The organism is Calothrix sp. NIES-3974, from assembly GCF_002368395.1.
Classification (GTDB): domain Bacteria; phylum Cyanobacteriota; class Cyanobacteriia; order Cyanobacteriales; family Nostocaceae; genus NIES-3974.
The window spans coordinates 86,221-111,667 of the sequence record NZ_AP018254.1; the positions used below are offsets into that span (position 1 = coordinate 86,221).

25 protein-coding genes are annotated in these 25,447 nt (G+C 41.0%); 13 read left to right on the top strand and 12 right to left on the bottom strand.

Annotation, left to right across the window (positions count from 1 at the left end):
• The first annotated feature begins 202 nt into the window (after positions 1 to 202).
• The 4 genes from CDC37_RS00320 to ftsH3 all read left to right on the top strand — a co-directional run bounded on the left by CDC37_RS00320 (position 203) and on the right by ftsH3 (position 4,455).
• Positions 203 to 1,030, top strand: coding sequence for a pentapeptide repeat-containing protein (locus CDC37_RS00320; protein ID WP_096619909.1), 828 nt, complete (start codon positions 203 to 205; stop codon positions 1,028 to 1,030).
• Between the two features lie 169 nt (positions 1,031 to 1,199).
• Positions 1,200 to 1,655 (top strand): hypothetical protein, encoded by a 456-nt coding sequence (locus tag CDC37_RS00325; protein WP_157780603.1) that lies wholly within the window; start codon positions 1,200 to 1,202, stop codon positions 1,653 to 1,655.
• A 25-nt stretch (positions 1,656 to 1,680) separates the two neighbouring features.
• The gene (locus CDC37_RS00330) at positions 1,681 to 2,493 is read left to right on the top strand and encodes an aminotransferase class IV (RefSeq protein ID WP_096619913.1); all 813 of its coding nucleotides are present in this window, start codon (positions 1,681 to 1,683) and stop codon (positions 2,491 to 2,493) included.
• A 117-nt stretch (positions 2,494 to 2,610) separates the two neighbouring features.
• A complete protein-coding gene (gene ftsH3, locus CDC37_RS00335) occupies positions 2,611 to 4,455 on the top strand; it encodes an ATP-dependent zinc metalloprotease FtsH3 (protein ID WP_096619915.1) in 1,845 nt (614 codons plus the stop codon).
• A gap of 235 nt (positions 4,456 to 4,690) precedes the next feature.
• Here the strand turns inward: ftsH3 and CDC37_RS00340 are convergent, their stop codons facing one another.
• The 3 genes from CDC37_RS00340 to CDC37_RS00350 form a co-directional block, all read right to left on the bottom strand.
• Positions 4,691 to 4,903 (bottom strand): hypothetical protein, encoded by a 213-nt coding sequence (locus CDC37_RS00340; protein ID WP_096619917.1) that lies wholly within the window; start codon positions 4,901 to 4,903, stop codon positions 4,691 to 4,693.
• Positions 4,904 to 5,367: 464 nt separating this feature from the next.
• Positions 5,368 to 5,592 carry a DUF5615 family PIN-like protein gene (locus tag CDC37_RS25060; protein ID WP_231943170.1) on the bottom strand — a complete coding sequence of 75 codons (225 nt, stop codon included), beginning with the start codon at positions 5,590 to 5,592 and terminating at the stop codon, positions 5,368 to 5,370.
• 27 nt (positions 5,593 to 5,619) lie between these two features.
• Positions 5,620 to 5,868: a DUF433 domain-containing protein gene (locus CDC37_RS00350; RefSeq protein ID WP_096625755.1), complete on the bottom strand. Its 249-nt coding sequence runs from the start codon at positions 5,866 to 5,868 to the stop codon at positions 5,620 to 5,622.
• A 390-nt stretch (positions 5,869 to 6,258) separates the two neighbouring features.
• On the opposite strand from CDC37_RS00350, the gene CDC37_RS00355 reads away from it, so the two are divergent.
• Positions 6,259 to 7,278, top strand: coding sequence for a hypothetical protein (locus tag CDC37_RS00355; protein WP_096619919.1), 1,020 nt, complete (start codon positions 6,259 to 6,261; stop codon positions 7,276 to 7,278).
• A gap of 18 nt (positions 7,279 to 7,296) precedes the next feature.
• Here CDC37_RS00355 and CDC37_RS00360 read toward each other — a convergent pair whose 3' ends face one another.
• From CDC37_RS00360 to CDC37_RS00375, 4 genes are all read right to left on the bottom strand, one after another.
• A complete protein-coding gene (locus tag CDC37_RS00360) occupies positions 7,297 to 7,845 on the bottom strand; it encodes a hypothetical protein (protein WP_096619921.1) in 549 nt (182 codons plus the stop codon).
• 94 nt (positions 7,846 to 7,939) lie between these two features.
• Positions 7,940 to 8,596, bottom strand: coding sequence for an IS630 family transposase (locus CDC37_RS23820; protein ID WP_330220810.1), 657 nt, complete (start codon positions 8,594 to 8,596; stop codon positions 7,940 to 7,942).
• Entirely contained in the window at positions 8,494 to 8,886 is a 393-nt protein-coding gene (locus tag CDC37_RS24825) for a helix-turn-helix domain-containing protein (protein ID WP_096619923.1), read from the bottom strand. Before CDC37_RS24825 ends, CDC37_RS23820 begins: the two co-directional genes overlap by 103 nt.
• 399 nt (positions 8,887 to 9,285) lie before the next feature.
• Positions 9,286 to 9,918, bottom strand: coding sequence for a Uma2 family endonuclease (locus tag CDC37_RS00375; RefSeq protein ID WP_096625757.1), 633 nt, complete (start codon positions 9,916 to 9,918; stop codon positions 9,286 to 9,288).
• Positions 9,919 to 10,603: 685 nt separating this feature from the next.
• Between CDC37_RS00375 and CDC37_RS00380 the strand changes: the two genes are divergently transcribed.
• Entirely contained in the window at positions 10,604 to 11,326 is a 723-nt protein-coding gene (locus CDC37_RS00380) for a biliverdin-producing heme oxygenase (protein WP_096619925.1), read from the top strand.
• Positions 11,327 to 11,521: 195 nt separating this feature from the next.
• On the opposite strand, the gene CDC37_RS00385 is transcribed toward CDC37_RS00380, so the two are convergent.
• From CDC37_RS00385 to CDC37_RS00405, 5 genes are all read right to left on the bottom strand, one after another.
• The gene (locus CDC37_RS00385; RefSeq protein WP_197707061.1) at positions 11,522 to 11,785 is read right to left on the bottom strand and encodes a BsuBI/PstI family type II restriction endonuclease; all 264 of its coding nucleotides are present in this window, start codon (positions 11,783 to 11,785) and stop codon (positions 11,522 to 11,524) included.
• A gap of 192 nt (positions 11,786 to 11,977) precedes the next feature.
• On the bottom strand, positions 11,978 to 12,253 hold the full coding sequence (locus CDC37_RS00390) for a YggT family protein (protein ID WP_096625759.1): 276 nt from the start codon (positions 12,251 to 12,253) through the stop codon (positions 11,978 to 11,980).
• 332 nt (positions 12,254 to 12,585) lie between these two features.
• Positions 12,586 to 12,924: a hypothetical protein gene (locus CDC37_RS00395; RefSeq protein WP_096619927.1), complete on the bottom strand. Its 339-nt coding sequence runs from the start codon at positions 12,922 to 12,924 to the stop codon at positions 12,586 to 12,588.
• 242 nt (positions 12,925 to 13,166) lie between these two features.
• Positions 13,167 to 13,817 (bottom strand): uracil phosphoribosyltransferase, encoded by a 651-nt coding sequence (gene upp, locus CDC37_RS00400; RefSeq protein WP_096619929.1) that lies wholly within the window; start codon positions 13,815 to 13,817, stop codon positions 13,167 to 13,169.
• 256 nt (positions 13,818 to 14,073) lie between these two features.
• Positions 14,074 to 14,544, bottom strand: coding sequence for an EVE domain-containing protein (locus tag CDC37_RS00405; RefSeq protein WP_096619931.1), 471 nt, complete (start codon positions 14,542 to 14,544; stop codon positions 14,074 to 14,076).
• Positions 14,545 to 15,267: 723 nt separating this feature from the next.
• Here CDC37_RS00405 and rlmN point away from each other — a divergent pair.
• The 7 genes from rlmN (at position 15,268) to opcA (ending at position 25,313) form a co-directional block, all read left to right on the top strand.
• The gene (gene rlmN, locus CDC37_RS00410; RefSeq protein ID WP_096619933.1) at positions 15,268 to 16,326 is read left to right on the top strand and encodes a 23S rRNA (adenine(2503)-C(2))-methyltransferase RlmN; all 1,059 of its coding nucleotides are present in this window, start codon (positions 15,268 to 15,270) and stop codon (positions 16,324 to 16,326) included.
• 289 nt (positions 16,327 to 16,615) lie between these two features.
• Positions 16,616 to 18,109: a hypothetical protein gene (locus tag CDC37_RS00415; protein ID WP_096619935.1), complete on the top strand. Its 1,494-nt coding sequence runs from the start codon at positions 16,616 to 16,618 to the stop codon at positions 18,107 to 18,109.
• Between the two features lie 995 nt (positions 18,110 to 19,104).
• Positions 19,105 to 19,320: a hypothetical protein gene (locus CDC37_RS00420; RefSeq protein WP_096619937.1), complete on the top strand. Its 216-nt coding sequence runs from the start codon at positions 19,105 to 19,107 to the stop codon at positions 19,318 to 19,320.
• A 665-nt stretch (positions 19,321 to 19,985) separates the two neighbouring features.
• Positions 19,986 to 20,285 carry an RNA recognition motif domain-containing protein gene (locus tag CDC37_RS00425; protein WP_096619939.1) on the top strand — a complete coding sequence of 100 codons (300 nt, stop codon included), beginning with the start codon at positions 19,986 to 19,988 and terminating at the stop codon, positions 20,283 to 20,285.
• Positions 20,286 to 20,664: 379 nt separating this feature from the next.
• Positions 20,665 to 21,711 (top strand): class 1 fructose-bisphosphatase, encoded by a 1,047-nt coding sequence (gene fbp / locus CDC37_RS00430; protein WP_096619941.1) that lies wholly within the window; start codon positions 20,665 to 20,667, stop codon positions 21,709 to 21,711.
• A gap of 564 nt (positions 21,712 to 22,275) precedes the next feature.
• Complete coding sequence (gene zwf / locus CDC37_RS00435; protein ID WP_096619943.1) at positions 22,276 to 23,805, top strand: glucose-6-phosphate dehydrogenase; 1,530 nt, start codon at positions 22,276 to 22,278, stop codon at positions 23,803 to 23,805.
• 146 nt (positions 23,806 to 23,951) lie between these two features.
• The gene (gene opcA / locus CDC37_RS00440; protein ID WP_096619945.1) at positions 23,952 to 25,313 is read left to right on the top strand and encodes a glucose-6-phosphate dehydrogenase assembly protein OpcA; all 1,362 of its coding nucleotides are present in this window, start codon (positions 23,952 to 23,954) and stop codon (positions 25,311 to 25,313) included.
• The last annotated feature ends 134 nt before the right edge of the window (positions 25,314 to 25,447 follow it).

Below are 25,447 nucleotides of genomic sequence, written 5' to 3' on the forward strand. Positions count from 1 at the left end.
TACCTACTTAAACAGAAAATAGTTTATTTCGACTCTCCACTCCCCACTCTCTATTTTCTAGCGAGGTAATATACTCGGTTTCCTTTAATTACGCTTTTACTTTCCTCCTGTATCCTGTATTCTGTATCTTGTCTTCTGTATCCTGTATTCTGCTCAAACTATGTAGTTAGTTGAAGTGTAAGGAGTGCAGGTAAAATCGATTATGAATAGTCCAGAACCCGAACGATATGTAAATCAAAACCTACGTCGTCGTTCTTTCCGGGGGGAAAATCTCCGCAATGCTGATTTTCGAGGTGCAGATTTGCGGGGTTGTGATTTTAGTTACTGTAATTTAACGGGGGCAAATTTGAGTCGTGTTCGTGTCGGTAAGACCCCCGCAGATGCTCTGTTGGTTACAGTTATAACCCTAATTGTGGTGATTGCGGCTTTCCACGCGATGAGTCAAATGTTATTTGCGGTAATGGGACTCACCCCTGAAGATGATTCATGGAAATATGTTTTAGCCCTCATAATTAGTTTAGCGATCGCAGTTATTTTTGCTGCCATGAGACACTGGTTAGAATATCGCCGGATTGCGACGATTTTATCAGGGGCTGCATCTAGTGCTTTGCTAGGATTTTATTATGGCGGTGTCTTCAGCAACAAAAATCTGCAAATTGCGGCCATTACTGCGGCTATTTCGGCGATTATCATCGCTGTATTTAGTTATTTTGGTAGTGGATTAGTGGCGATCGCAGTTAGTGTAGCTGGTTGCGTTGCTTCCTATGGATTAACCTTTTTTGTTGGTGTTTGGGCAATTATACACCTGAGCGGACAAAGTTGGTTGTGGGGTATTTGCTTGAGCTTACTGACTTTAATTTTGATGGCGATCGCTCTTGTCAACCTGTTATTAGCATATAGGGAAATCAGCCATTTTCGCATCACCTCATTCCGGGGTGCAAACCTGACCAATACCAACTTTGAAGGTGTCAACCTCTCCCATGCTAATACTTCTGGGGCCATATTCAGCAAGCACGGAAGTATCGGTTAAGTGAGTAGGTGGGTCGTACAAATTGTCGTTGAGGGAGTACAGACGACCCGTCAGGGAGTAGAGACGACCCGACGGGTTCTCTCTACGCCAAATTATCGGTTACGTTGCGCTTTTATCAGTAATTTTATCTCCCATACTAGTTACAGCTTTTATCCACCACTACTTTCATTTGCTTTTAAATCGCTTTTTACCAAAAATCCAAGCACCAGAAGTGATGGGAGTCAAGGGAACCTTTCCCACTCTAGTGAGTTGGTGGGAAGGTTTGTACTCTTGGTTGGTGATGGTAATGTCTTTTTTGATGACTTTTACTTTTGTCATTCCCGCAGTACCTATCTTGAATGAATCTAGAGATTCCAGTTTGATTTCAGGACAACTGGGTATGATATTCCCTCTGTTATGGCTATTCAGTGCAGCTTTTTTATTCCAAGTAGAATACCTATACAAGAATTTGCTGATTCAATCCTATACAAATCATCAAAACCAGTCAAAGAAATCTAGGTTGTCAAATCCAGATAGTTCGCATTTAATTGAACAAGAATTAAATCAGATGCGTACCAACTTGGGAATGACTGTTGTCCACAAAAAAAATCAACCAAATCAAACAAATAGACATACCCAGAAATAAAATAATCCAAAATCTAAAATCCCACGTGAAACAGTACTACTGGTACAAAGGCAAACTTGTTAACTCTTCCCAGATCCAAATCTCCCTTGATAATCCCGGTTTACTCTACGGAGCAACGGTATTTACAACCCTACGAGTTTACGAACATAACCTTGACCACCACCTCACTGATTGGTCTAGTCATTGCGAAAGGATTAAAAATTCCTTAAATTTTTTTGGTTGGAACCAACCGGACTGGAAACAGGTAAGGAATGGGGCAAAATTATTACAGGAATATTTTCCCGTACTGCGCATTACCATCTTTCCCGATGGAGGGGAACTGATTACGGGTCGGGTTTTACCCCAGAATTTACCGCAAATGCAAACAGATGGTATCGCTGCTAGGATGGTAGATGGGAGCCTATACCGTTCCTTTCCCCAGCATAAAACAGGTAACTATTTAGCTGCTTGGTGGGCAAAAATCAGTGTCTGCAATTCCCAGCCAAATTGTCAAGAAGCAATTTTGATTGATGAAGTGGGTAATTGGCTAGAAACTAGTACCGGGAATTTGTGGGGATGGGGTCAGGGTTGTTGGTGGACACCTCCACTCACAGGGAAAATTTTACCAGGAATTGGGCGATCGCATATCTATTCCTATCTGCAAACCCAAAACCAAACCATCCGGGAAAACCCCTGGACACCAGAAATTATCAATCAACTGGAAACTTTGGCCTACACTAACAGCGTTGTGGAAATTATCCCCATCCATACGGTTATCCACCCTTGTCAACAGCTACAATATAATCCTCACCATGCTAGTCTGGAAATTTTACGGAGATTTTTTACTACATCAACCTGAAAATCGAATTCAAAGCAGATGAGAATAGCTTAAAATAAGTTAACATTATGTTTAATAATACCCTTCTCTAAGCAGACGCGAAGCGAACGGACAAGAACACAGGAGGATTAATCGGGCGTGAATAACAAACGATGGAGAAATGCAGGGTTGTATGCGCTATTATTTATAGTTGTCATTGCGTTAGGTACAGCGTTTTTTGACAAACAAGCCCCTAGTCGGGAAACATGGCGCTACAGCGAATTTATTCAACAGGTAGAAAATAATAAAGTTGCTCAGGTTCGTCTTAGTGCCGATCGTTCTACGGCAATTGCCAAAACTGAAAGTGGTAATCAGGTTTTTGTTAACCTAATTGAAGATGACCCAACCTTAATTGATACTTTGACAAAGCACGGGGTTGATATTAGTGTTTTACCTCCAAGTGATGAGGGGGCTTGGTTTAAGGTATTAAGCAGCTTCTTTTTCCCAGTATTATTACTTGTGGGTTTATTCTTTTTGTTACGTCGGGCCCAGAGTGGGCCTGGTAGCCAAGCGATGAACTTTGGCAAATCGCGAGCTAGGGTACAAATGGAACCACAAACCCAAGTAACCTTTGGGGATGTGGCAGGAATTGACCAAGCCAAATTAGAATTAAACGAAGTTGTAGACTTCTTAAAAAATGCGGATCGCTTCACTGCGGTAGGGGCGAAAATACCCAAAGGTGTGTTACTCGTTGGTCCTCCTGGAACTGGTAAAACCCTACTAGCGCGTGCAGTTGCTGGAGAAGCGGGAGTACCTTTCTTTTCTATCTCTGGTTCGGAATTTGTGGAAATGTTCGTAGGTGTGGGTGCGTCCCGTGTCCGCGACCTGTTTGAGCAAGCCAAATCCAATGCACCTTGTATCGTCTTTATCGACGAGATTGACGCAGTTGGTCGGCAACGGGGTGCAGGTTTAGGTGGTGGTAACGACGAACGGGAACAAACCCTGAACCAGTTATTGACGGAGATGGATGGTTTTGAAGGCAATACTGGTATTATTATCATTGCGGCAACAAACCGTCCCGATGTGTTGGATGCAGCATTATTGCGTCCCGGTCGTTTCGACCGTCAAGTAGTGGTAGATAGACCTGACTACAGTGGACGGGTAGAAATTCTCCGCGTCCATGCACGGGGTAAAACCTTAGCCAAAGACGTGGATATTGAGCGGATTGCACGACGTACCCCTGGATTTACCGGTGCAGATTTGTCTAACTTGCTCAACGAAGCAGCAATTTTGGCAGCACGTCGCAACTTAACAGAAATTTCGATGGATGAAATTAATGATGCGATCGACCGGGTGTTAGCTGGACCAGAGAAGAAAGATCGGGTGATGAGCGATCGCCGCAAAAAATTAGTAGCCTATCATGAAGCTGGTCATGCTTTAGTGGGTGCGTTAATGCCTGATTATGACCCGGTGCAGAAAATTAGTATTATTCCCCGTGGTCGTGCAGGTGGTTTAACCTGGTTTACCCCCAGCGAAGACCGGATGGATAGTGGACTATTCAGTCGTTCCTATCTGGAAAATCAGATGGCGGTTGCTTTAGGTGGACGAATTGCCGAAGAATTAGTATTTGGTGAGGAAGAAGTGACTACCGGTGCGTCCGGTGACTTACAACAAGTCGCACGGGTTGCGAAACAAATGGTAACTCGATATGGGATGAGCGATCGCCTGGGTCAAGTTGCTTTAGGTCGTCAACAGGGTAATATGTTCCTCGGACGGGACATCATGTCTGAAAGGGACTTTTCGGAAGAAACTGCCGCAGCAATTGATGAGGAAGTTCGCAAGTTGGTAGATATTGCCTATAATCGGGCGAAGGAAGTTCTGGTGAAGAACAGACATATCCTCGATAAACTTGCTGAGATGTTAGTAGAAAAAGAAACAGTTGATGCGGAAGAATTACAGGAATTACTGGCAAGTAATGATGTACAAACTGCTTCTTTTGCTTAAGTTGTTTTGATATTTTGATGGTTAACTGTTACGGTTAACTGGTGAATCTTAGTTTACTTAGTAAAAAGGTGGGTATTACCCACCTTTTTTGATTTGATACTAAAGGTTTTCCGGCATTGTTGAATTTGGACATGAATTATAGTAGAGACGTAGCGATGCTACGTCTCTACAAAACGTCGAATTTTCAATTCATATTTGTATTCAGCAACACCGGTTTTTCAAATCAAAAATCCTCCTACTTGACTGGTTTTAAAAACAACCACGCGACAAAAAATGTTGCAGCAGTAAACAACTGGGTTAAATCAAGAGCGGAAAGATACCCATCTGCAAAGGAAGCAATACTGCGGTCGGTGATTCCAAACATCCAGGAGGAAACCCCAAAAAACCATACTCCTTGCTTCAGATTCCCGACAAATTGCTTGCGGTCTAAGGTTTTCTCATTATTCATAATCTTTGTGTGCCTGTTCGACTTGGTTAATACTGAAATGGGTCTAAAATATTATGGAGGGAAGAAAATTACTGATATAACTTTCTTTCCTGTGTGCCTAAACCGAATCAAAAAACAAAATTCACCATTAAATACTGGTGTTAGATTTGACTTTTAACTTTTACGTGTTTGATTGACTGGTAGTTTATGCTCAAAAGCAAAAATATCCAGCCTACATATCACAAATTTGCGTATACAGCAATCTACGTAATATATCTATATATTAATAAATATTTTCAAAAAATGGTTTGTCGCTAGTTATACAAATTACTTGGGGTTAGGGAAGTAGCGAGGATTATTTATTATGAAGCGAATCTCACTTTATTTTCCGTCACGACAACAAATTGCTCAGAGAGTCTATCAGCGTGATATGTCAGTAAGAATTGAAGTCCTTTAATTTTATTGATAGCTCTTTCATCCTCTAATCATAAGAAAACTATACCCCTGTGTATACAACCTTCTCTAAATATTTTTTCACCAAAATCTCTATCATTGGTGATTAAAATCCAGTTTTCAATCAACGCTTTTTGTAGAATTTTATCATCGCTAATACCCCTTGCTTCGTCATACACGGAAAAAACTTCATCACCTTGCTCACGTAACCAAGCAGCAACTATTGAACCAGTACATTCGTCTACAAGAAAGCGCATTTAAACCTTTAATCCCGTAGACTTCATTTAAGTATTTTCAATTAGCAGTGGCATAAAAGTTATATTCGAGAGGGATTTACTGGCAAATAGGATGCAAGCTTGAATATCTTCAGGACTCAACCCGTTGTATTCTCTGAGAATTTCTGTACTGCTTGCTCCATGAGCAAGTAGATTGAGAATATACTTAACGCTTAATCGAGTTCCTTTAATAACAGGCTTTCCAGCGAGAACTTTTGGGTTAACAACTATACGTTCTAGTAATTGTTGATCTGTCATCATGGGAAATATCTAGGTATTGAATTCATTTTGATTTTATCGGACTAGCCATATTGTCACAATTTTTTTGTGGAACAGTTTGAAGCTCCACATTCAGAAATGAAATACAAGTCCTAATAAGTAGGTAGGTGTAATTAAACGTAAAACAACAATGTAACCCATCATTCGGCAACGACAATTTTCACCACCCACCTACTTATCTGATAAAGACTAATACAATTCACTGCTCAAAAATTATTCAAGGCTTCATGATCGAGAGGGTGACGCGATCGCACAGTCAAGGTTAGGATAGGTTTATCGGATTATTTGATACTTTTATCCCCGTGTAAGTACTGATGTGACTCCGGCAGCTTCTAGAGAAGATGAGACGAGTGTAAATAAATTTGCGAGATGCAATCGGGGGTAGATGGGGTTAACTTTCAAACAAATGGTGCTATTGTCATGCCTAACCGTCGTTATTCTTCCGCCTATTTTCGCTACTTTAAAGCTAGAATGTTGAACTTTACACGTCCAGCTTTTTGGGGGACAGCGATTTTTCTGTCAATCACGGGGTTGGCAATTCGGGAATTTTGGGCTAATCCAGATGTGTTAACGGGGAACAGGGGTAGGGAGACAACGGGAAACACCAATTCCCGCTTATCACCAGAAGAACGCGCGATCGCCGCTGATATAGATAATCTTCCGGTATTGTTTTTTGACTTTGAGCAAGCTGTTTTACCGACCCTAAATGCAGCAAAAGCTCAAAACAACCAACGTGGTCAGAATACGAATAGGAAAGTACAGGAGTCAAAAAATCAAGAGAGGAAAACTAGTTCCATTCCCAGAGATGGGGGGAAAGCGGTGAATGTGAGTGTAGATAATCAATTCCTGAAGCAAGCAGAAAATCTCCTCAAATTAGAATCACTCCAAACAGGGATAAATAGAAGCAGTAATAATCAATTCACCGGTGATCGAGTTACGGTAAATCCCTTAGAAGCGGAATTAAATCCGTCAGCCTATCCTCAATACTCTCGACTCACCGGAAAAGCAACAACACCAACCTATCTAGAACAAGCTCTCCATCAGTCTTCAAATTCCAACTGGAAAACAGCAACAGGATTCACAACTGCTCCAGCAAACTTGACGAATAATTCTACCCTAAATCAAGTTAGTAACACCCACTTCAATAACACCACTTATTCTAGCGACTCCCAAACATTCCCCAATCAAAATAACCCCATTAATAACCAAACCTATTACTCAAACCCGATGACAAATATTCCACAGCCAAATCCAGTTTCCCCGAATTATCAAAATTTTGATAGCTACGGGGTTAATCCTCAAAACAATAACCAAGTTAATCTGAATTCTCCCCAACCGATTCCTGAACCTGCACCAATTAATTATGCTCCCATACCAACCGGGAGATAGTTTACATATATTGCACCTTTAGTGGTTTACCACCCAAATATCAGATGCAACATTTATTTCTCCCAAGGCTTCACGACAAAACTCTTCGTACCAAGTTTTGAGTAGTTCCCTTTCATCTTCCGTAACCAGACATAATTCTCCAGGGACAGAATTAGGTGCTTCAACTCTGGTCAGTTGCAAAATACGGGTAGCTCTTTTAGGTTGATAGGTATTACCGGTATAATTACGCCAGGCTTGGGCAAATGCTAATGATTCACGGGATGGTGCATTGACTCCTGGTAAGGTTTGATAGTAATCATGCACGTCCCTAATAATTAAAGGTATAGCATCGGGATTTGTTATCGTTGACAACAACAAACCAAAGGGGGGTGTTCTCATCACCACGCCAATAATGGTATCGTCATCTTCAATGGAAGCTAAATAGTTATCTAAAGGGTATTGGTCAGTACTACGAATTAAGCGATCGCATATCCCTAAATTCAGGTTATGGGTCGCTTCCTGTCGCAACAAGTAATCCTGGACATGTTTGTAAAATTGGTGGGGGTCTGGGATGCGGTGGATTTTCATAAATTACGATTTGGCTGTCATATCCTCATATATTCAAGGCTTTGAGGACAGTTTTCGTATATTTACTACACATTGAATACAGCAGATTCGAGGTTTATGAGGTACAGTAGCAACAATTAGTAAACCAATTTTTTAGATGCTTTGGATCAACTAATGTCAGTGCAATTTTAATTAAACCATCAACTACAGATGCACTTTTAGGAGAAAACTGTTTTAAGAACGCTTTTAATTGTGACCACCAATGTTCAATTGGATTAAATTCAGGGGAATAAGGAGATAGATAAAGAACACTTGCTCCTACAGATTCAATCAAAGGCTTAATCTCTTCGACTTTATGTGCTGGCAGATTATCCATTACAACGACTGCACCAACCCATAATTGTGGAAGTAAAAAATGCTCTACAAAAACTTTATAAGCTTCTCCATTCATTGAGCCATTTAAAGTCATCACAGCTAAGACTTTTTTGAAGCTAATTCCTCCAATTACACTTATTTTTGCACCTCGGTAATATGGTTTAAAATCATAAGCTCTACTCCCGCGATCGCTTCGAGCATGAGTTCTAGTCAAACCAAGCAAAACACCCATTTCGTCTATAAACACAAGGTTTTCTGGGTCTATGTGTTTTACTTTCTCCCAATATTCTAATCTCAGTTTTTGGACTCTTTCTGTTTTCGCTTGGCTGCTACGTAAAGTCTTTTTTTTCGAGTTAATTCTTGTTTTTGCAATGCACAACACATCACACTTGCACACACCCAAATGTTATATTTTTCTCCAAAATACTCGCAATATTCCAATAAAGTTAAATCCGGGTAACTTTGAACCATTTCTGCTAATTCGCTACCGTAATCATCTAGCTTACCCTTCATTGCTCCACCTTGCTTTTTGGGTTCTAGATGCCCTTCCAATCTTTTTTGCCTGATTAGCTTCTGCACATAGCTTTTTGCTATACCAAACTGCACAGCTACTCCTCGAATTGATGTATCACCCTTTTCGTAAGCACTTACTATTTTTTCTCGTAAATCGATTGAGTAGGGTTTCATTTTAATTTTTGATGCACTAATAACAAGTGTACCTCATTTACCTCGAAAGTGCTGTATCTCGTCCCTATGCTACGCGTGGGGACGCATTCCACGAGGCTTTACCTCTACATTCTTCAACCCAACCTACCCAATAATCAGGTTTCTAAGCCTAACTGAACTGTATTGCGATATAAACAGAAACATAAAACCTTTGTGAATGAAGCGACTTGGCGTGGGTTTTTTATAGGGATGTAAAAGAATATTATATAATTATAGCAATCCGATTTAAGTAGTGAAAAATAGCGTGCTGATGACCCTCAACCGTTAACAATCAACAAACCTACATGTAACATTTTACAAATCCCGCTCGGACTGCGAGAATTACTACTTAGTTTTTAAAAACCAACAAAACCATCAAATCTAAGACCATAAACTTCCCAGAAAAATCTGCTGTGCTGTCAAATTCAATTCCGGAAAGACAGTAGAAATAATCCGCTCATCATTTCTAAATTGGGAAACTTCATATTCACCATTAATTAATTGGTAAACTGATACAGTAGGACGCTTAGGGTTGCCAATAAATTTTCTCCCACCTAAACCTAAATAATCAACAATCCAATATTCCCTGATTCCCAGGTATTCGTATTCATCCATCTTGAGTGCATAATCGTCACTCCAATTAGTAAAAACAACCTCAATAATCAAAGGAATAGAATCGCCACGGATAATAATTGATTCCTTTTGCCACCGAGGTTCATTCTGCTGAACCTGATTTTTATCCAACACTATTACATCCGGTTCATAACTCGAATTTTCAATGGCAACTATACACTCTTTGGGAATCGAAAAAGGTAGTTTTAAGCGCAAAATTTCCATAAATAAAATACCAGCGATAAAACCTGCAACATCAGAGTGCATACCAGTTGGTTTAGGCATTTCAATGATTATCCCATCGTGTAATTCATACCTTTTACCATCATGAGGATACCAAGCAATGAACTCATCAAAGCTATATAACTTCGATTCTCCTTGAGTTGGGAGCAAATTTACCATTTTCACTAACTCACTCATAAATAGGGAGTAGGGAGTGGGGAATAGAAATGCAAGCGCTTGGGATTGCTTCTCTAGACCCATCCATGCTTTGCTTCACAATGACGCAAATAATTTGCGTACCCACTTAAATGCTACCATTCCTGACCAAACCTTTCTTACAGATGCACCTAGCGCAACTTCCCACAAACATTAGTCCAGAGCAAGCTGATTGATCCGTGGAATCACCCCAAAATCTATAGACCCCAGAACTAGTCTACGATAACGCTGTGCCTACCGTTCTATCCCATAGGTTATGATTCCTATAAGGCGCTACAGCATTACTACGTGCCTTTTTCACAAAGTAATCCAAAATTCAACATCAGATGACCTAATCTCTTATCTTTGTTTACATATCTACATAAAAAATAAAATATTTTAAGATATTTGCTTAATTTTTAAGGTCAAAATGACTTGACAAACGGACTCTATGTTCTACAGGCTGAGAAAATAGTGTCAAAAATTACAAATTGTTGCAATTTTCCAATAAATGATGGTAATTGTTAGCAAATAGATTTACTGTAGCCTTTTAGTAGTGTTTATTTCCGGTGAGGCTGTGTCGGTATTTGGAAGTCAAAACCTGAACAACAGAACTCCCACCTCAAAATTAAAAATTACTTAGCCTGGTTTTACAGTTGAGAAATTTAGCATGAGCAGCAATTTAGCAAGCAAATTACGTGTGGGTACAAAAAAAGCGCACACAATGGCAGAAAATGTTGGTTTTGTCAAATGCTTTTTAAAGGGTGTTGTTGAGAAAAACTCCTATCGCAAATTAGTAGCAAATCTTTACTTTGTCTACACAGCGATGGAAGAGGAAATGGAAAAACTCAGCCACCACCCAATTGTTTCTCAAATCAATTTTAAAGAGTTATATCGCGGTCGCAGTTTAGAACAAGATTTAGCCTACTATTACGGTTCTAATTGGCGCGAACAAATTCAATTATCCCCTGCTGGTGCAGCCTATGTACAACGAATTCGCGAAATTGCTGCAACTCAACCGGAATTGCTGATAGCTCACTCCTACACTCGTTATTTAGGAGACTTATCCGGTGGACAAATCCTAAGAAATATAGCTGTCACCGGAATGAATTTGACCGATGGAAATGGAACTGCATTTTACGAGTTTGCAGATATTCCCGATGAAAAAGCTTTTAAAAATCAATATCGACAAACCCTAGATGAATTACCAATTGATGATGCAATGGCTGACCGGATTGTGGATGAAGCCAATGCAGCTTTTGGGATGAATATGAAGATGTTCCAGGAACTAGAAGGAAATCTGATTAAAGCAATTGGACAAATGTTATTTAATTCCTTAACCCGTCGTCGGACACGGGGTAGTACGGAAGGGGAATTAGCAACTGCTGAGTAACTACCGCAGTCCTAAATAATTTGTGAAATCTTACATATAGGGTTGTTAACGGTTGACGGTCATCAGTTAACGGCAAGCGATTTTTCACTACTTAAATCCGATTACTATAGTTATGACCTACAGATATATCTTTGGTATATCTGTGGGTTTTAATCTAATTTTAAATTTAGCATTTGCTTCTAAATTTTGGCAGGTTTAGAGATTACCGTTTGGAATTTCATGGGTACTTAGAAATCTTTCTCCATTGAAATGAATCATGTGATCAAGTTGGTCGGCAACCCAAACTTCTGTTTCCCAAGCAATTTCCGCTAGATATCGGGTCATTTGTTTGCGATTAGGAAAAGCCGTGAGAAAAACTAATCCTTTTTGGCTGGATTGAAATAATTTTTTTAATTCATTGCGACGTTTTAAATTGACTGGACCGTGACTAGTTACAGCTTCGATTAAAACAAACCAAATGTTAAGGTTTTATTTGAGCTAGCAAGTGATGGTCAAAATTTTGACTTCTCCAAGCTAAATGAATATGGTGTTTTCTCATGAATCATTCCGGACTGCTATATTGCGTCCTTACTATTTTTCAACCAGCCATAAATAAACACGGCTGAAACCGTGCTTGTTGGTAATTATTGATTTATGGATTTATCGAAAAACTTAGCCGAAAGGAGCGACAGCAAAAGCTGCACTACGAATCAAATTTCCCGCGATATTCAACACAAAAATCGCTAAAATAGGCGAGAAATCCATCCCACCCAAAGGAGGGATAATCGAGCGAAAAATGTTTAGGTAGGGGTCAGTAATTTGGCTGAGGGCACTAAAGGGTTGATTATACCAGTTAACATTCGGAAACCAAGTTAACAAAATCCGAATAATTAACAAAGCGCTATAAAGTTGAATGAAGGTTGAAAGGGTTGTGATTAATAGGACGATTGAATTCATGGATGAGGTATATTTTTAGGTGTTTCGTTGGCGACTTGTATTTAATTTTAAATCAGGAGGCATATCCAGGAACGGGGAATTACCACACTTGGGGTGTTACCAGAACTGCCAATACCAGAGAAAAACAGGTTTAATCTACTTGTTCCCTACCTTGAGATATTTATCGACTTTAGGGGGTTGATAGTCACCGTACCCAATCAGAAGGCCAAAAACAATACATATTTATCGAAATTATCTCAAGTCATAAACTTTAGCTTTCCCAGAGGATACAGTTAACACCCAGCAACCCTAGCAAATAAAGATCCACCCGAACCATAGCTCAACTAATTAGACATGCGATCGCTGACTGTGGGGTTAGAATTTCCATTCACACTACCCAGCTGTTCCCGTACTTCATCTATTGTGGCATTTAATTGAGCAATTTTATCCTCCAGCGATCGCCGAGCCATTTCCATTGTTTCCGAATCGCTGAGTTTGACAGTTTTGCGTTTACCAGCACTTGGTTTACCATCCAAGGAACGGCCATTTCGTTGACCATCCCCATCATTTGACAGTTCCCCATCTCGACGCGAAGCCACCAGCGCACCTAATACACCACCAACAATACCGCCGATAATAGCACCAGTAAAAAAACCACTAGCGAATCCATCACGTTGACTCATAAAATTACCGCCTTAAAAATGCTGCGATTTTGATCGATTAATCGAATTTTCGGTCTTGAACATAACTTCCAGTATCAAGCTACTTGGATTTGAACAGACAAGAATACAGGGGGTTTAAAGGGAAGAGGGGTGATAGGGAAGCTCAGATCACCATTATATCCTGTAAATACTTCAGTATCCTTGACCCCATCTTCTCCCTGTTTTATATCCTGTATCCTGTCTCCTACCCCTTGCATGGTAGCTCATGTTCCAAAAGTGCGATCGCCCGCATCACCCAAACCTGGAACAATAAACCCTTGGTTGTTGACTACCTCGTCAATAGCCGCAGTGTAAACTATCAAACCAGGAAAGGCATTATTCAATTTTTGCAAAGCTGGAGGAGCAGCCACGACACTGACAATTCGTGTTAAACTGGGGTCTACACCCCTTTGTGTCAATTCTGACATCGCTGCCACCATTGAACCACCCGTTGCCAACATTGGATCGGTTATCAACACCCTGGTTCCGGGAGCAAATTGTTCAGGTAGCTTGTTCAAATAGCATAATGGCTGTAAAGTCGATTCATCACGCACTAAACCCAAATGGTAAACTGATGCCAAAGGTAACAACGTTTGTGCCCCTTCCAGCAACCCTAAACCAGCCCTCAGAATCGGAATTACCGCAATTGGTACCTCAGCATTCACAAAAGTCGCCGGAGATTGCCCCAAGGGTGATTCAACCACCGCATCATAGGTAGGCAACCATTCACGCACAGCTTCATAGGTTAACCACCGTCCCAACTCAGTCATCGCACTCCGAAATAAAACTGAGGGAGTTGCTGCATCACGAGCAACCGCAAGCCAATGCTGAATTAGGGGGTGGGGGGGGACATAGACCTTTAATTGTAGCGGCATAATCTAGAATTTTGCGCACTCCTCATTAGAATATTTAACCGAGAACATCATCATACTCCTTCTGTGTCGATGACGACAGCATAAAATCTATTCACTGAAATTATCGAAAATTTTTCTCATCAATAGTTGACATAGATTCTCAATCAATTGTATATTTAAATTTAGTGTTCTCCTCTCTTTAAGGAACGGCAGATGGGATTAGTCGGCAGGTATAGCAGACTTGTCCCTCTTTTTATTTACCACCTTTATGGGAAAATTATTCAGAATTAGTTTGGGGATTTACCAGTTCGAGAATTTTGTGGGCAACCATTGGTATAATTGGCATCACCGACAGTCGATTACCTTTTTTGACTAGCATTAACTCCTCCTCTGTGAACTGTTGTTTGAGTAGGGATAATTCCAAGATATGGGGGAAAATCTGAACAAACTCGACCATAACTGTTTGCCAGCGAGGGGAGTCGGGAGTAGATTTAGGGTCATAATAATCACTTTTAGGGTCAAATTGGGTGGGGTCAGGGAGATTTTTTTCTACAATACGCATCAAGCCAACAATTCCAGGAGGATTGGTATTGGAATGGTAAAAAAACGCCAAATCACCAGGTTGCATCAATCGCATAAAATTACGCGCTTGATAATTGCGGACACCATCCCAAATAGTTCGATGTTGTCGTTGTAAATCTGTAATACTATAGGTATCTGGTTCCGACTTCATCAACCAGTAGTTCATTATCTTTGAGAATGTAGGATACAGGAGACAGAATACAGGAGATGGGGAAAAGGATGAGATATCTCGGCAATTTATAAGTCATATTCCCAAGCAATTTCAGAATCTCAGAGATAGGATGCAGGATGCAAAAGACAAGAAGGTGTATCTCGGAAATTTGAAATAACATCCTCTACCCACAAATTCAAGTATTCTGTAAAATTGATGTTGACGGATTAAAGAACAAGGAAGAAATATCCTTCAAAGGAAGCTTGACGCTCTACGAAAGTTTTAGAAGCGTTTTCAAGCTCATCCGTAATCAAAGCAGGAATTTTCCTTCCCCATTGTAAACCCATAGTTGCTTCTCACAGATTCAGAAGGAGGCAATTTCCTATATCGTGACCAAGAAATACCTGATCAAACTGGATCGAGTTTCGTGAGTATTTCTGGAAAGCAACCTTGTCTCCATATCTCCCTTGTATTCCCAATCCAAAATCCCCACTCCCTCTCCCTACATTTCTCACAAATTTCTAAAACTTACAGGGAGTGGGGAGTAGGGAATAGTGAGTAGAAGGAAAATTAATCCGTCACTCAAGACTTATAACTTACTTGTAATAAATCCGGGTCTCGTATTCCCAATCCAAAATCCCCACTCCCCTCCCCCATTCCCAATCCAAAATCTAAAATCCAAAATCCCCACTCCCCTCCCCCATTCCCAATCCAAAATCCAAAATCCAAAATCCCCAGATGCCAAAATTAAATTTACCACCCTTACTAGGCGCATCATTGCCAGAATTAACCGCTTGGGTGCAAACCCAAGGACAACCCAGTTACCGGGGTAAACAGTTACATGATTGGATTTATTATAAAGGCGTAAGGTCGTTGACGGAAATTACAGCTTTTCCCAAAAGTTGGCGTGAACAACTTAGTCATGTTCCAATTGGTAGAGCGGATATCCATTACAAAGCGATCGCAACCGATGGAACCATTAAATATCTATTGCGTTTAGATGATGGTCAAATCATCGAAACCGTAGGTATACCCATTGATAATCGCTTAACAGTGTGTGTATCCACCCAAGTTGGTTGTCCAATGGCTTGTGACTTCTGTGCAACAGGAAAAGGTGGATTTCAACGTAATTTAGCCCGTCATGAAATTGTTGATCAAGTTTTAACTGTTCAACAAGACTTTCAACGTCGGGTCAGTCACATCGTGTTTATGGGGATGGGAGAACCCTTACTCAACCTGGAACAGGTGTTAGCAGCAATTCGTTCCCTAAACCAGGATATTGGTATTGGAGCGAGAAATATTACCGTTTCCACAGTAGGCATACCGGGAAGAATTCGTCAATTTGCCCAACATCACCTACAAGTCACCCTTGCAGTTAGTTTACACGCTTCCAATCAAACAATACGCGAACAACTAATCCCTAGCGCTCGTCCCTACCCCCTTGCTGATTTACTCAACGAATGTCGAGAATACGTAGAAATTACCGGACGTAGAGTCACCTTTGAATATATTCTATTAGCAGGTGTGAACGACCTCAGTGAACATGCTCACGAATTGAGCAAACATTTACGGGGATTCCAAAGTCACGTGAACTTAATACCTTATAATCCAATTAGTGAAGCCGATTACCAAAGACCATCACGCGATCGCATCGATAACTTTGTCAAAATCCTTAAACAACAACACATCGCCGTCAGTGTCCGCTATTCACGAGGTTTAGATGCAGATGCAGCTTGTGGTCAACTTCGAGCAACTGTAAATCAGTCCTCCATGTCCTTTAGACATAGCCAAAAATGACGACTCCACCACTCCCTATTTCCTATTTTCTCGCGATTAATCTATCTGTGCCCATAAAAAACAAATATCGCAACCATCAGATAAATTGATATTTCAATACATGTAGATTTTCAGTCAACCTGGCAGAATCCGACTAGATTCTGTTATACCTGATAGTTGGGTGTAAATCATTCATCGGCGCGTAGATCGTCGTTTATAGAAGCAATCCGACCCTTAGAAATCGTTCGAGGGTAATCTTTATACACCCATAGGAGTGCTTCTGTTGAAGTAACTTATAATTCAAAATCAAATGGCCAATAGTACTCTTTCTCAACCACTAATAGCCAAACTCCTCAGCCTTGGCGAATGTCATGGGACTGAGTTCGCATGGAGCCAATATAGCACTAATTTACACTTAAATGATGAGGATATTCCTGATTTAATTCAAATTGCCATCGATCAAGATTTAAATCATCTATCCATCGAGCATTTAGAAGCATCTGCACCAATCCATGCTCGACGAGCGCTCGGTCAGCTAAAAGCAACTGCTGCCATTGAACCACTAATGGAATTATTTCACAAGCTTGAAGATAATGAGTGGGTAAATGAGGAATTACCGAAAATTTATGGAATGATCGGTGCGGAGGCAATTTTACCTTTACAGGATTACTTAGGAAATAATGCTTACCAGCTATTTCCCCGTTTGAGTGCCCTAAACAGTTTAGAAGAAATTGCTCGACAAAATCCAGACCAAGAAACCAAGGTAGCTGCTGTTTTAGTCCAGCAATTACAAAAATGTTTAGATTATCTCCCTGAATTAAATGCTTTTATAATCACCTCATTAATCAACTTGCAAGCAGTTCAATCAGGGTTGGTTATTAAACACGCTTTTGACAATCACTGTGTTGCCGATGATATTATCGGTGACTGGGAATTAGTGCGTAGTCAGTTAGGAATTAATACCGATGATGAATTACTCAGCTGGGAAAATCTAGAGGAATTTTATCAAATAGCAAAAATACCCCCCGAATCTTCTATCGCTGAGGAAATAGCAGAATCTTCCATCGATGAGGAAACAGCGATCGCAGCAACACCAGAATCTTCCACAAGTGAGGAAATACCAGAATCTTCCACAGATGAGGAAATCGCGATCGCATCAACACCTGAATCTTCTATAGCTGAGGAAATACCAGAATCTTCTACAGATGAGGAAATCGCGATCGCAGCAACACCAGAATCTTCCACAAGTGAGGAAATACCAGAATCTTCTACAGATGAGGAAATTGCGATCGCAGCAACACCAGAATCTTCCACAAGTGAGGAAATACCAGAATCTTCTACAGATGAGGAAATTGCGATCGCATCAACACCTGAATCTTCTATAGCTGAGGAAATACCAGAATCTTCTACAGATGAGGAAACAGCGATCGCAGCAACACCAGAATCTTCCACAAGTGAGGAAATACCAGAATCTTCCACAGATGGGGAAATTGCGATCGCAGCAACACCTGAATCTTCTACAGATGGGGAAATACCAGAATCTTCTATAGCTGAGGAAATCGAAGCAACCCAACCAGAAACCTTAGAAAGCAAAGAAGCACAAGCAGAAAAATCGATAATCGAATTATCTCCACCTCAAACAACAAATCATCACCAACCCACCATCAAATTCGTAGAGGAAGATATAACATCCCAAAAAAATCAGACACAAACTGACACCGAAAAAACAAAAGCCAACAAAACAACTAAAGGATTTGGAATTACGAATCAAAAACCAAAAACCCCTAAAAAGAAAAAGAAATAGCTGATTGAAAATAAAATCAGTAAATTTTGATAATTATTGACCTTATTATCAACTAATGATTCAGAGTTACGACCAGCTCTAGCTTAAATAATCCTTTATATAAAAGGCTTTTAGCCTCTAAAATCTGTTGAACTCACGTTAAATAAATAGATGAATGCCATTATCTCCACTCTTCTCCAGAGGGTGGTAAACTGCTACACAGCTAAAACTACTCAGTTTCTTGAAAGAGCTACCGCAGTCCTAAATAAACGTGAATTTGACGGATTGTAAACGCTACAACCCCTGTGAATCAATGATTTTGAACTTTAAGGTTTAAAGTAACCTCATCCATTAGTTGAGAACAAAGTCAATAACTGACTTATTCCAGGTTTAAGGATTTTCTTCTCAACATCATACTTGGAGGTTTTTAAAAACTTTTATTTCCTACGAATGATACTGGACAAAAGTTTCAGGCTTTATAGATCATCGAACTCACGTTAAACAATTTGTGAAATCTTACATATAGGGTTGTTACCGGTTGACAGTTGACGGTTAACAGTCACCAGTCATCAGTTAACGGCACACTATATTTTCACTACTTAAATCGGATTGCTATATAATAATTAGGCGTAGTGAATAGCCTACATGTCCTACTTACTTCCGAAACAATGGAAGTGGTTTTTCCCTACTCACTTTCCAATTAAAGATTATAGACTGTTGATATACTCCTCATCCTGAAGTACGGAGATTCTGTGTTCAAACATACAGTTGCAGGTCTACCCTGTCTTACTTATCTTGACCGACAGACTACCAATCCTGCCTGCCCTACCATTCTATCAGCAAGCTGTTCTTAAAGGACATTGCTCTATACCCATCTTATTGTCGGTAAATATACTTTATACTGTCAATAGGTGAGCTTTTTGTTAAGATGGTTAGTGTTTGAAGGTCAGCTGTCAAAAAAGCCAAAAAGGAAATATATCAGCGTATAAAGTTGTATATTAGCCAAGGATGGTAATATGTTTTTAGATGAACTAAAGCCCCTATTTCAGCAATTTACTAAACATCCAGCCTCATTTATGGGTGGATTTGTCTCCGGTGTATTACGCTTAAGTCTAAAAGATGAACCTGTTAAGTCCTGGTTAAGTCAAAAAGTGACAACTAACTCTACTTCCAACAACCAAGATCACCATAACGGTAAAGGTAGTGGACCACAATCAATTTCGATTGACTAGTAACGACTACGTATATCTACTGAGAATACTCCCGATAACCGAAAAAAACTTGTCTTTTAAAGTATAAACGTGACTGTGTTGCTTGAAGGCATTTAAGCAACTGAATTTTTGAAATGTTTTTTAATTAGAGATAAAATAAACCTCTTCACCAAGACACATTTCATACTTTTTACTTATGTCTACCCTTGAGGGAAGTACATAGTAAATATAGTTACAAGGTAAAATCTCTGTCTTGAAGGAAAGCAAAATATTAAGTAGCTAAATCCCATACGTGTGAATAACTTCAGGACTTTTCCTGCCGATAGAAGTTCCCAATCGGTAAAATTATTTATGCTGTAAATACAACATTTCCCACTGAAGATAAGAATATTAAATCTATAAGTGACACTGATTTCAACTTCCTATCCTTTGTAAAATCTCATACCTTGAAAATCATCATCATCAGCTATGATTATGAATGTATGCGAAGCTCAACCTAACTAGATAGTTAAGCTATTAAAAATACGACTTAATAGTTGTGAGCTAATTGCGATACCAGTTTCGGCTGAGTCAAACAGACTGCATGAAACAAAAGTTACTTAAATTGATTAACAACCAATTACAAGCAACTAAGTTTCTTGCCGAATCAAAATCATCGCCTTCAATTGACATTTAATGCAATTCACATGACTATTTACGTTGGAAATCTCTCTTACCGCGCGACTGAAGCTGATCTGAAAGCAGTTTTTACTGATTATGGTGAGGTGACTCGCGTTGAACTTCCCACCGACCGCGAATCTGGAAGAATGCGTGGTTTTGCCTTTGTCGATTTAAGCGATGAAGCTCACGAAGATGTTGCGATCGCAGAATTAGATGGAGCAGAATGGATGGGTAGACAAATCCGTGTCAATAAAGCTAAACCACGGGACGAAAGTGGCAATCGAAGAATTAACAGGGTCAAAAAACAAGAATCATTCGATGAATAGCATTAAGCTATAGTACAATATAAAGCCTAGTTTAGGCAAGAAATATTTATAAAAACTGAATAGCCGCAGCGCCGACATGTCGCCAATGATTATAGTCATGGCGGTGTGTCGGCTTTGCGTGCAATTAGGATTGCAACATACACAAGCTACAGATTAATTTCTTTAGTTTATCTAAAATCACGTTTAAGTTGGGAGATTAGGTTTCTAAGATAGAGATGAGCAGATTATTACTGTCGGCAGGCTCAAAACGGTGTCAAAGAATTTACCTAAAATCACATCGACCTGCAACAGACGATTGGGAAGCGACGTTGAATTGAACCGCAGCCACACGAGTCTGAACAAAATACCATTCGCGCCAATAGCGACGGAGGAATACATAATGACCACTACGTCCGATTCATCTCAACAGTCGATTCGCGAAACACGACCAAGCCTAGAAAGGGATTGCATGACCCTATCCCGTCATGTACTCCAGCACTTACAAAGTTTTGCTAGTGATGCTCAAGATTTAAGCGCCTTAATGAATCGAATTGCCTTGGCAGGAAAATTAATATCCCGTCATTTAAGTCGTGCGGGATTGATGGAAGGAGTGCTAGGGTTTACTGGAGAGGTTAACGTTCAAGGCGAATCCGTAAAAAAAATGGATGTTTACGCCAATGATGTATTTATTGCCGTATTTGAACAAAGCGGATTAGTATGTCGGTTGGCATCCGAAGAAATGGACAAACCCTACTACATCCCAGAAAACTGCCCAATTGGTAGATATACCCTTCTTTATGACCCTATTGATGGCTCATCCAACACCGATACCAACCTGAGTTTAGGATCAATTTTTGCCATTCGCCGCCAAGAAGGTGACGATATTGATGGTACAGCCCAGGATTTACTAGCCCCAGGACGCAAACAAATCGGTGCAGGGTATATTTTATATGGACCTAGTACCATGCTCGTTTACACCCTTGGTCGAGGAGTTCATTCCTTCACCCTTGACCCCAGTTTAGGAGAATTTATCCTCACCGAAGAAAACATCCAAATGCCAGAACATGGCTCTATTTATAGCGTCAATGAAGGTAACTTTTGGCAATGGGATGAACCAATTCGCGAATATGTCCGTTACGTCCATCGTACCGAAGGATACACAGCCCGTTACAGTGGAGCAATGGTCAGTGATATCCATCGCGTTTTGCTACAGGGAGGCGTTTTTCTCTATCCTGGAACCCGGCAAAAACCCGAAGGGAAACTACGTCTATTATATGAAAGTGCGCCCCTCGCTTACATCATCGAACAAGCGGGGGGAAGGGCAACCACAGGGCATACAAATATCTTAGATGTAGTGCCGACAAAACTTCATCAACGCACCCCGTTAATTATTGGTAGCAAGCAAGATGTCGCCAAAGTAGAATCATTTATTCAAAACGGACATTAAAGATATTGGAAATGTCGCCAAGTTCAAGTTGGGGGTAAGAACTAGACATAGCTAGTTAAAAAAGTTCAGAAAGTGAAGAGATTTAGAAGCAGTAAACCCGGATTTCCCACAAATTCCTAAAACTTTCAAGGAGTAGGGAACAGAAAGATAATTAAGCCCTGACTTCAGACCTACCATTCGCTCGTGAGAAATACAGGTAAAATTCCTCCCTGAATATGAAAGGGTGGAAACATGGAAAATATCCTTGGGTTAGGCTGCATAGCGAACCACTCCCAGTATAAATCCGATTACTTAGTAGTCCCCATCACCATGCGGAGAAAAAGGCAACCATTAACATTGAGATGAAAGCCATTCTGAGAAAATGCATCTGACAGAACTCAGCCAGCAATTATCCCTTGATGTGAGCAATTATGCATACAAATTGCCAATTGACTGCCAAAGTTGATAGTTAACGGTTGATTACCCAATTCCCATTTCCCAAGTTTCAGTAGATCAAACCTGAGTCAGTAAATTTACTCACTCAGTTTCCAGATGTAATCCTTGTATCGCAAATAAATAATTGTTATGGTCAGTTTGCTAGAAAATCCCCTACGCGTTGGTTTACAACAACAAGGGATGCCCGAACCCCAAATAATCGTGATTTTTGGCGCATCAGGAGACCTGACCTGGCGCAAACTCGTTCCCGCCCTCTATAAATTGCGCAAAGAACGACGCATCCCTCCCGAAACAACCATTGTCGGTGTCGCTCGTCGTGATTGGAGTCACGAATACTTCCGCGAACAAATGCGTAAAGGCATGGAAGAAGTTCACGGAGGTGTACACCCAGAAGAACTGTGGCAAGATTTTTGCCAAGGTCTATTTTACTGTTCTGGTAACATCGACAACACAGAAGATTACCAAAAACTCAAAAATTTCCTGGCTGAGTTAGATGAAAAACGGGGAACGCGGGGAAATAGAATGTTTTACCTATCGGTTGCTCCCAATTTCTTCCCAGAGGCAATTCGTCAGTTAGGTACAGCCAAGATGCTGGAAGACCCCTACAAACATCGTCTGGTGATTGAAAAACCCTTCGGTCGAGATTTAGCCTCTGCGAAAAGCCTCAACGTGGTGGTGCAAAAATACTGTAAAGAGAACCAAGTTTACCGGATTGACCACTACCTAGGGAAGGAAACCGTTCAAAACCTGTTAGTATTTCGGTTTGCCAATGCGATTTTTGAACCATTGTGGAATCGCAGCTACGTTGACCATGTGCAAATTACCGTCGCCGAAACAGTGGGAGTGGAAGACCGGGCTGGATATTACGAAACTTCAGGTGCTTTGCGGGATATGTTGCAGAATCACCTGATGCAGCTATTTTGTTTGACGGCGATGGAACCACCGAACTCAATGGACGCGGATAGTATCCGCACGGAGAAGGTAAAAGTATTACAAGCAACTAGACTTGCAGATGTAAATAACCTAGATTTGTCGGCAATTCGCGGACAGTACAGCGCTGGATGGATGAAAGGGAAACCAGTTCCTGGGTATCATGAAGAACCTGGTGTTAACCCCCAATCAACAACACCGACATTTGTGGCCATGAAATTCATGGTGGATAGCTGGCGTTGGCAAGGTGTACCGTTTTATTTGCGGACAGGGAAACGAATGCCGAAAAAAGTCAGCGAAATTTCCATCCATTTTCGTGATGTCCCCTCCAGGATGTTCCAATCTGCGGCTCAACAGAAAAATGCCAATGTGTTGGCCATGCGAATTCAACCGAATGAAGGGATTAACTTGCGGTTCGACGTGAAAATGCCAGGAGCAGAATTTCGCACCCGTTCGGTAGATATGGACTTTACCTATGGTTCGTTTGGGATTCAAGCTACGGGAGATGCCTACGACCGTTTGTTTTTGGATTGTATGATGGGGGATCAAACCCTATTTACACGCGGTGACGAAGTAGAAGCTGCATGGCAAGTTGTCACCCCAGCCTTGAGTGTGTGGGATGCGCCCGCCGATCCGAATAGTATTCCTAAGTATGAAGCTGGAACTTGGGAACCTGTAGAAGCCGAGTTATTACTGAATCGAGACGGACGACGGTGGAGAAGACTTTAGGAAAAGAGATCGGAAACAGGAGAAAAAAAGAGATTTATTTTTCTTCTTTGCTGTTTGTCTTCTCCCTACTCCCCAAATTGGATTTGATTTTTTTGACTAACAAGATTTCACAGCAAACTCACGTATTGTATTATTGACGTATTATTATGGTTTCCCAAGCTCCGACGATTTACTCACTGCAACCGCCCAAGGATATTTCTCTCAGCGATATTGAGGCTGAATTAAGTCAAATTTGGCAAAGTTATGGCATTGCAGGTGAGGAAGGTACACTTCCGGCTGCCACTAGGGCAACAACTTTTACCCTAATTGTTTATGAGCCAGAAGAAACCCAGCAATTGCTGGCGGCTCTAGGTTTTTATACTGGACCAATTGATGGAATTCTCGGGCCACAAACAGAATCAGCCCTACGGGAGGCTCAAAAAGCGTTTCATATTCCTGAAACGGGTAAGGCAACTCCGGATACGGTGACGGTGTTAAGGGGTGAAGTTGCTAAACTCAAAGCGGCGGGAAAGGTTGCCACTAATGTGAGTGCAGATAGTAAAAGTCCCCGAATTGCCGACGAAATTGCCCTGCGTAACCCTTGTCGAATTGTCACCCTATCGCCAATGGCGGGGGATGATGAAGGGGTAAAGGCACAAGTTGCTGCCTATTGTCCGATTCAAAAGCAACAATCTAGTACTTTGATTTGTTGTGAATATATTACCTTGACTGGTACAGCAACGGCTTTGGAACGGATTGGTGGTATGGTTCCAGCCTTGTTGATTGGTGGTTTGCCGAAGTTTTTATGGTGGAAGGCGACTCCCAATCCGAATAATCCCCTATTTAAGCGGTTGGCGGCTGTTTGTAATAACGTGATTGTGGATTCGTGCAATTTCAACGAACCAGAAAGCGATTTAATTAATTTACAGACTTTAGTGGAAAGTGGTATTCCGGTGGCGGATTTGAATTGGCGCAGATTGGCTGCTTGGCAGGAATTAACTGCCGAGGCTTACGACCCACCCCAACGTCGAGCCGGTTTATTGGAGGTGGATCGGGTAAATTTGGATTACGAAAAGGGTAATCCAGCCCAGGCGTTTTTATATTTGGGTTGGTTGGCTAGTCGTTTGAATTGGCATCCGGTTGCCTATGAGCGGGAAATCGGTGATTACGATATTACCCGTGTCCGCTTTGTCGCCAAAGACCAACGCCAGATTGAAGCGGAATTAGTGGGTGTACCCGTGGGTGATGCGGGGGAAATTCCTGGAGATTTGACTGCATTACGTTTAAATTCGACTAATTCCCAGGCGAATTGCAGTACGGTGATTTGCTCAGAAACCGGTGGCTGTATGCGCATGGAAACCCAAGGTGGTGCCCAGTCTGCGGGTTTATTCCAGCAGGTGACATCTTTGTCGGAACAAAAAGCTGAAGCTTTGTTAAGTCAACAGGTGCAACGTTGGGGACATGAAACTTTATTTGAGGAAAGTTTACATGTGACAGCCCAGTTTCTCAAATTAGGGGTTTCTAAATAGGGTCTGCTGTTCGCGAAGCGCAGCCCTAGCTGTAAAAGCCTTTGAGTGAGGGTAGGGAACAGTCCGTGATGGAAGTAGGGAATAGTTTTTACCCAACTATTCCACTTTTCACAAGACCCAATAAATTATGGCGC

Excerpts from the sequence above, each read along its gene's own strand:
- CDC37_RS24825 (WP_096619923.1), bottom strand. The coding sequence starts at position 8,886 with ATGAAACCCTACTCAATCGATTTACGAGAAAAAATAGTAAGTGCTTAC.
- opcA (WP_096619945.1), top strand. The coding sequence starts at position 23,952 with ATGGTTTCCCAAGCTCCGACGATTTACTCACTGCAACCGCCCAAGGAT.
- CDC37_RS00395 (WP_096619927.1), bottom strand. The coding sequence starts at position 12,924 with ATGAGTCAACGTGATGGATTCGCTAGTGGTTTTTTTACTGGTGCTATT.
- CDC37_RS00415 (WP_096619935.1), top strand. The coding sequence starts at position 16,616 with ATGGCCAATAGTACTCTTTCTCAACCACTAATAGCCAAACTCCTCAGC.
- CDC37_RS00375 (WP_096625757.1), bottom strand. The coding sequence starts at position 9,918 with ATGGTAAATTTGCTCCCAACTCAAGGAGAATCGAAGTTATATAGCTTT.
- CDC37_RS00320 (WP_096619909.1), top strand. The coding sequence starts at position 203 with ATGAATAGTCCAGAACCCGAACGATATGTAAATCAAAACCTACGTCGT.
- fbp (WP_096619941.1), top strand. The coding sequence starts at position 20,665 with ATGACCACTACGTCCGATTCATCTCAACAGTCGATTCGCGAAACACGA.
- rlmN (WP_096619933.1), top strand. The coding sequence starts at position 15,268 with ATGCCAAAATTAAATTTACCACCCTTACTAGGCGCATCATTGCCAGAA.
- CDC37_RS00360 (WP_096619921.1), bottom strand. The coding sequence starts at position 7,845 with ATGAAAATCCACCGCATCCCAGACCCCCACCAATTTTACAAACATGTC.
- CDC37_RS00420 (WP_096619937.1), top strand. The coding sequence starts at position 19,105 with ATGTTTTTAGATGAACTAAAGCCCCTATTTCAGCAATTTACTAAACAT.
- CDC37_RS00350 (WP_096625755.1), bottom strand. The coding sequence starts at position 5,868 with ATGACAGATCAACAATTACTAGAACGTATAGTTGTTAACCCAAAAGTT.
- CDC37_RS00405 (WP_096619931.1), bottom strand. The coding sequence starts at position 14,544 with ATGAACTACTGGTTGATGAAGTCGGAACCAGATACCTATAGTATTACA.
- CDC37_RS00380 (WP_096619925.1), top strand. The coding sequence starts at position 10,604 with ATGAGCAGCAATTTAGCAAGCAAATTACGTGTGGGTACAAAAAAAGCG.
- CDC37_RS00340 (WP_096619917.1), bottom strand. The coding sequence starts at position 4,903 with ATGAATAATGAGAAAACCTTAGACCGCAAGCAATTTGTCGGGAATCTG.
- zwf (WP_096619943.1), top strand. The coding sequence starts at position 22,276 with ATGGTCAGTTTGCTAGAAAATCCCCTACGCGTTGGTTTACAACAACAA.
- CDC37_RS00355 (WP_096619919.1), top strand. The coding sequence starts at position 6,259 with ATGCAATCGGGGGTAGATGGGGTTAACTTTCAAACAAATGGTGCTATT.
- CDC37_RS00425 (WP_096619939.1), top strand. The coding sequence starts at position 19,986 with ATGACTATTTACGTTGGAAATCTCTCTTACCGCGCGACTGAAGCTGAT.
- upp (WP_096619929.1), bottom strand. The coding sequence starts at position 13,817 with ATGCCGCTACAATTAAAGGTCTATGTCCCCCCCCACCCCCTAATTCAG.
- CDC37_RS25060 (WP_231943170.1), bottom strand. The coding sequence starts at position 5,592 with ATGCGCTTTCTTGTAGACGAATGTACTGGTTCAATAGTTGCTGCTTGG.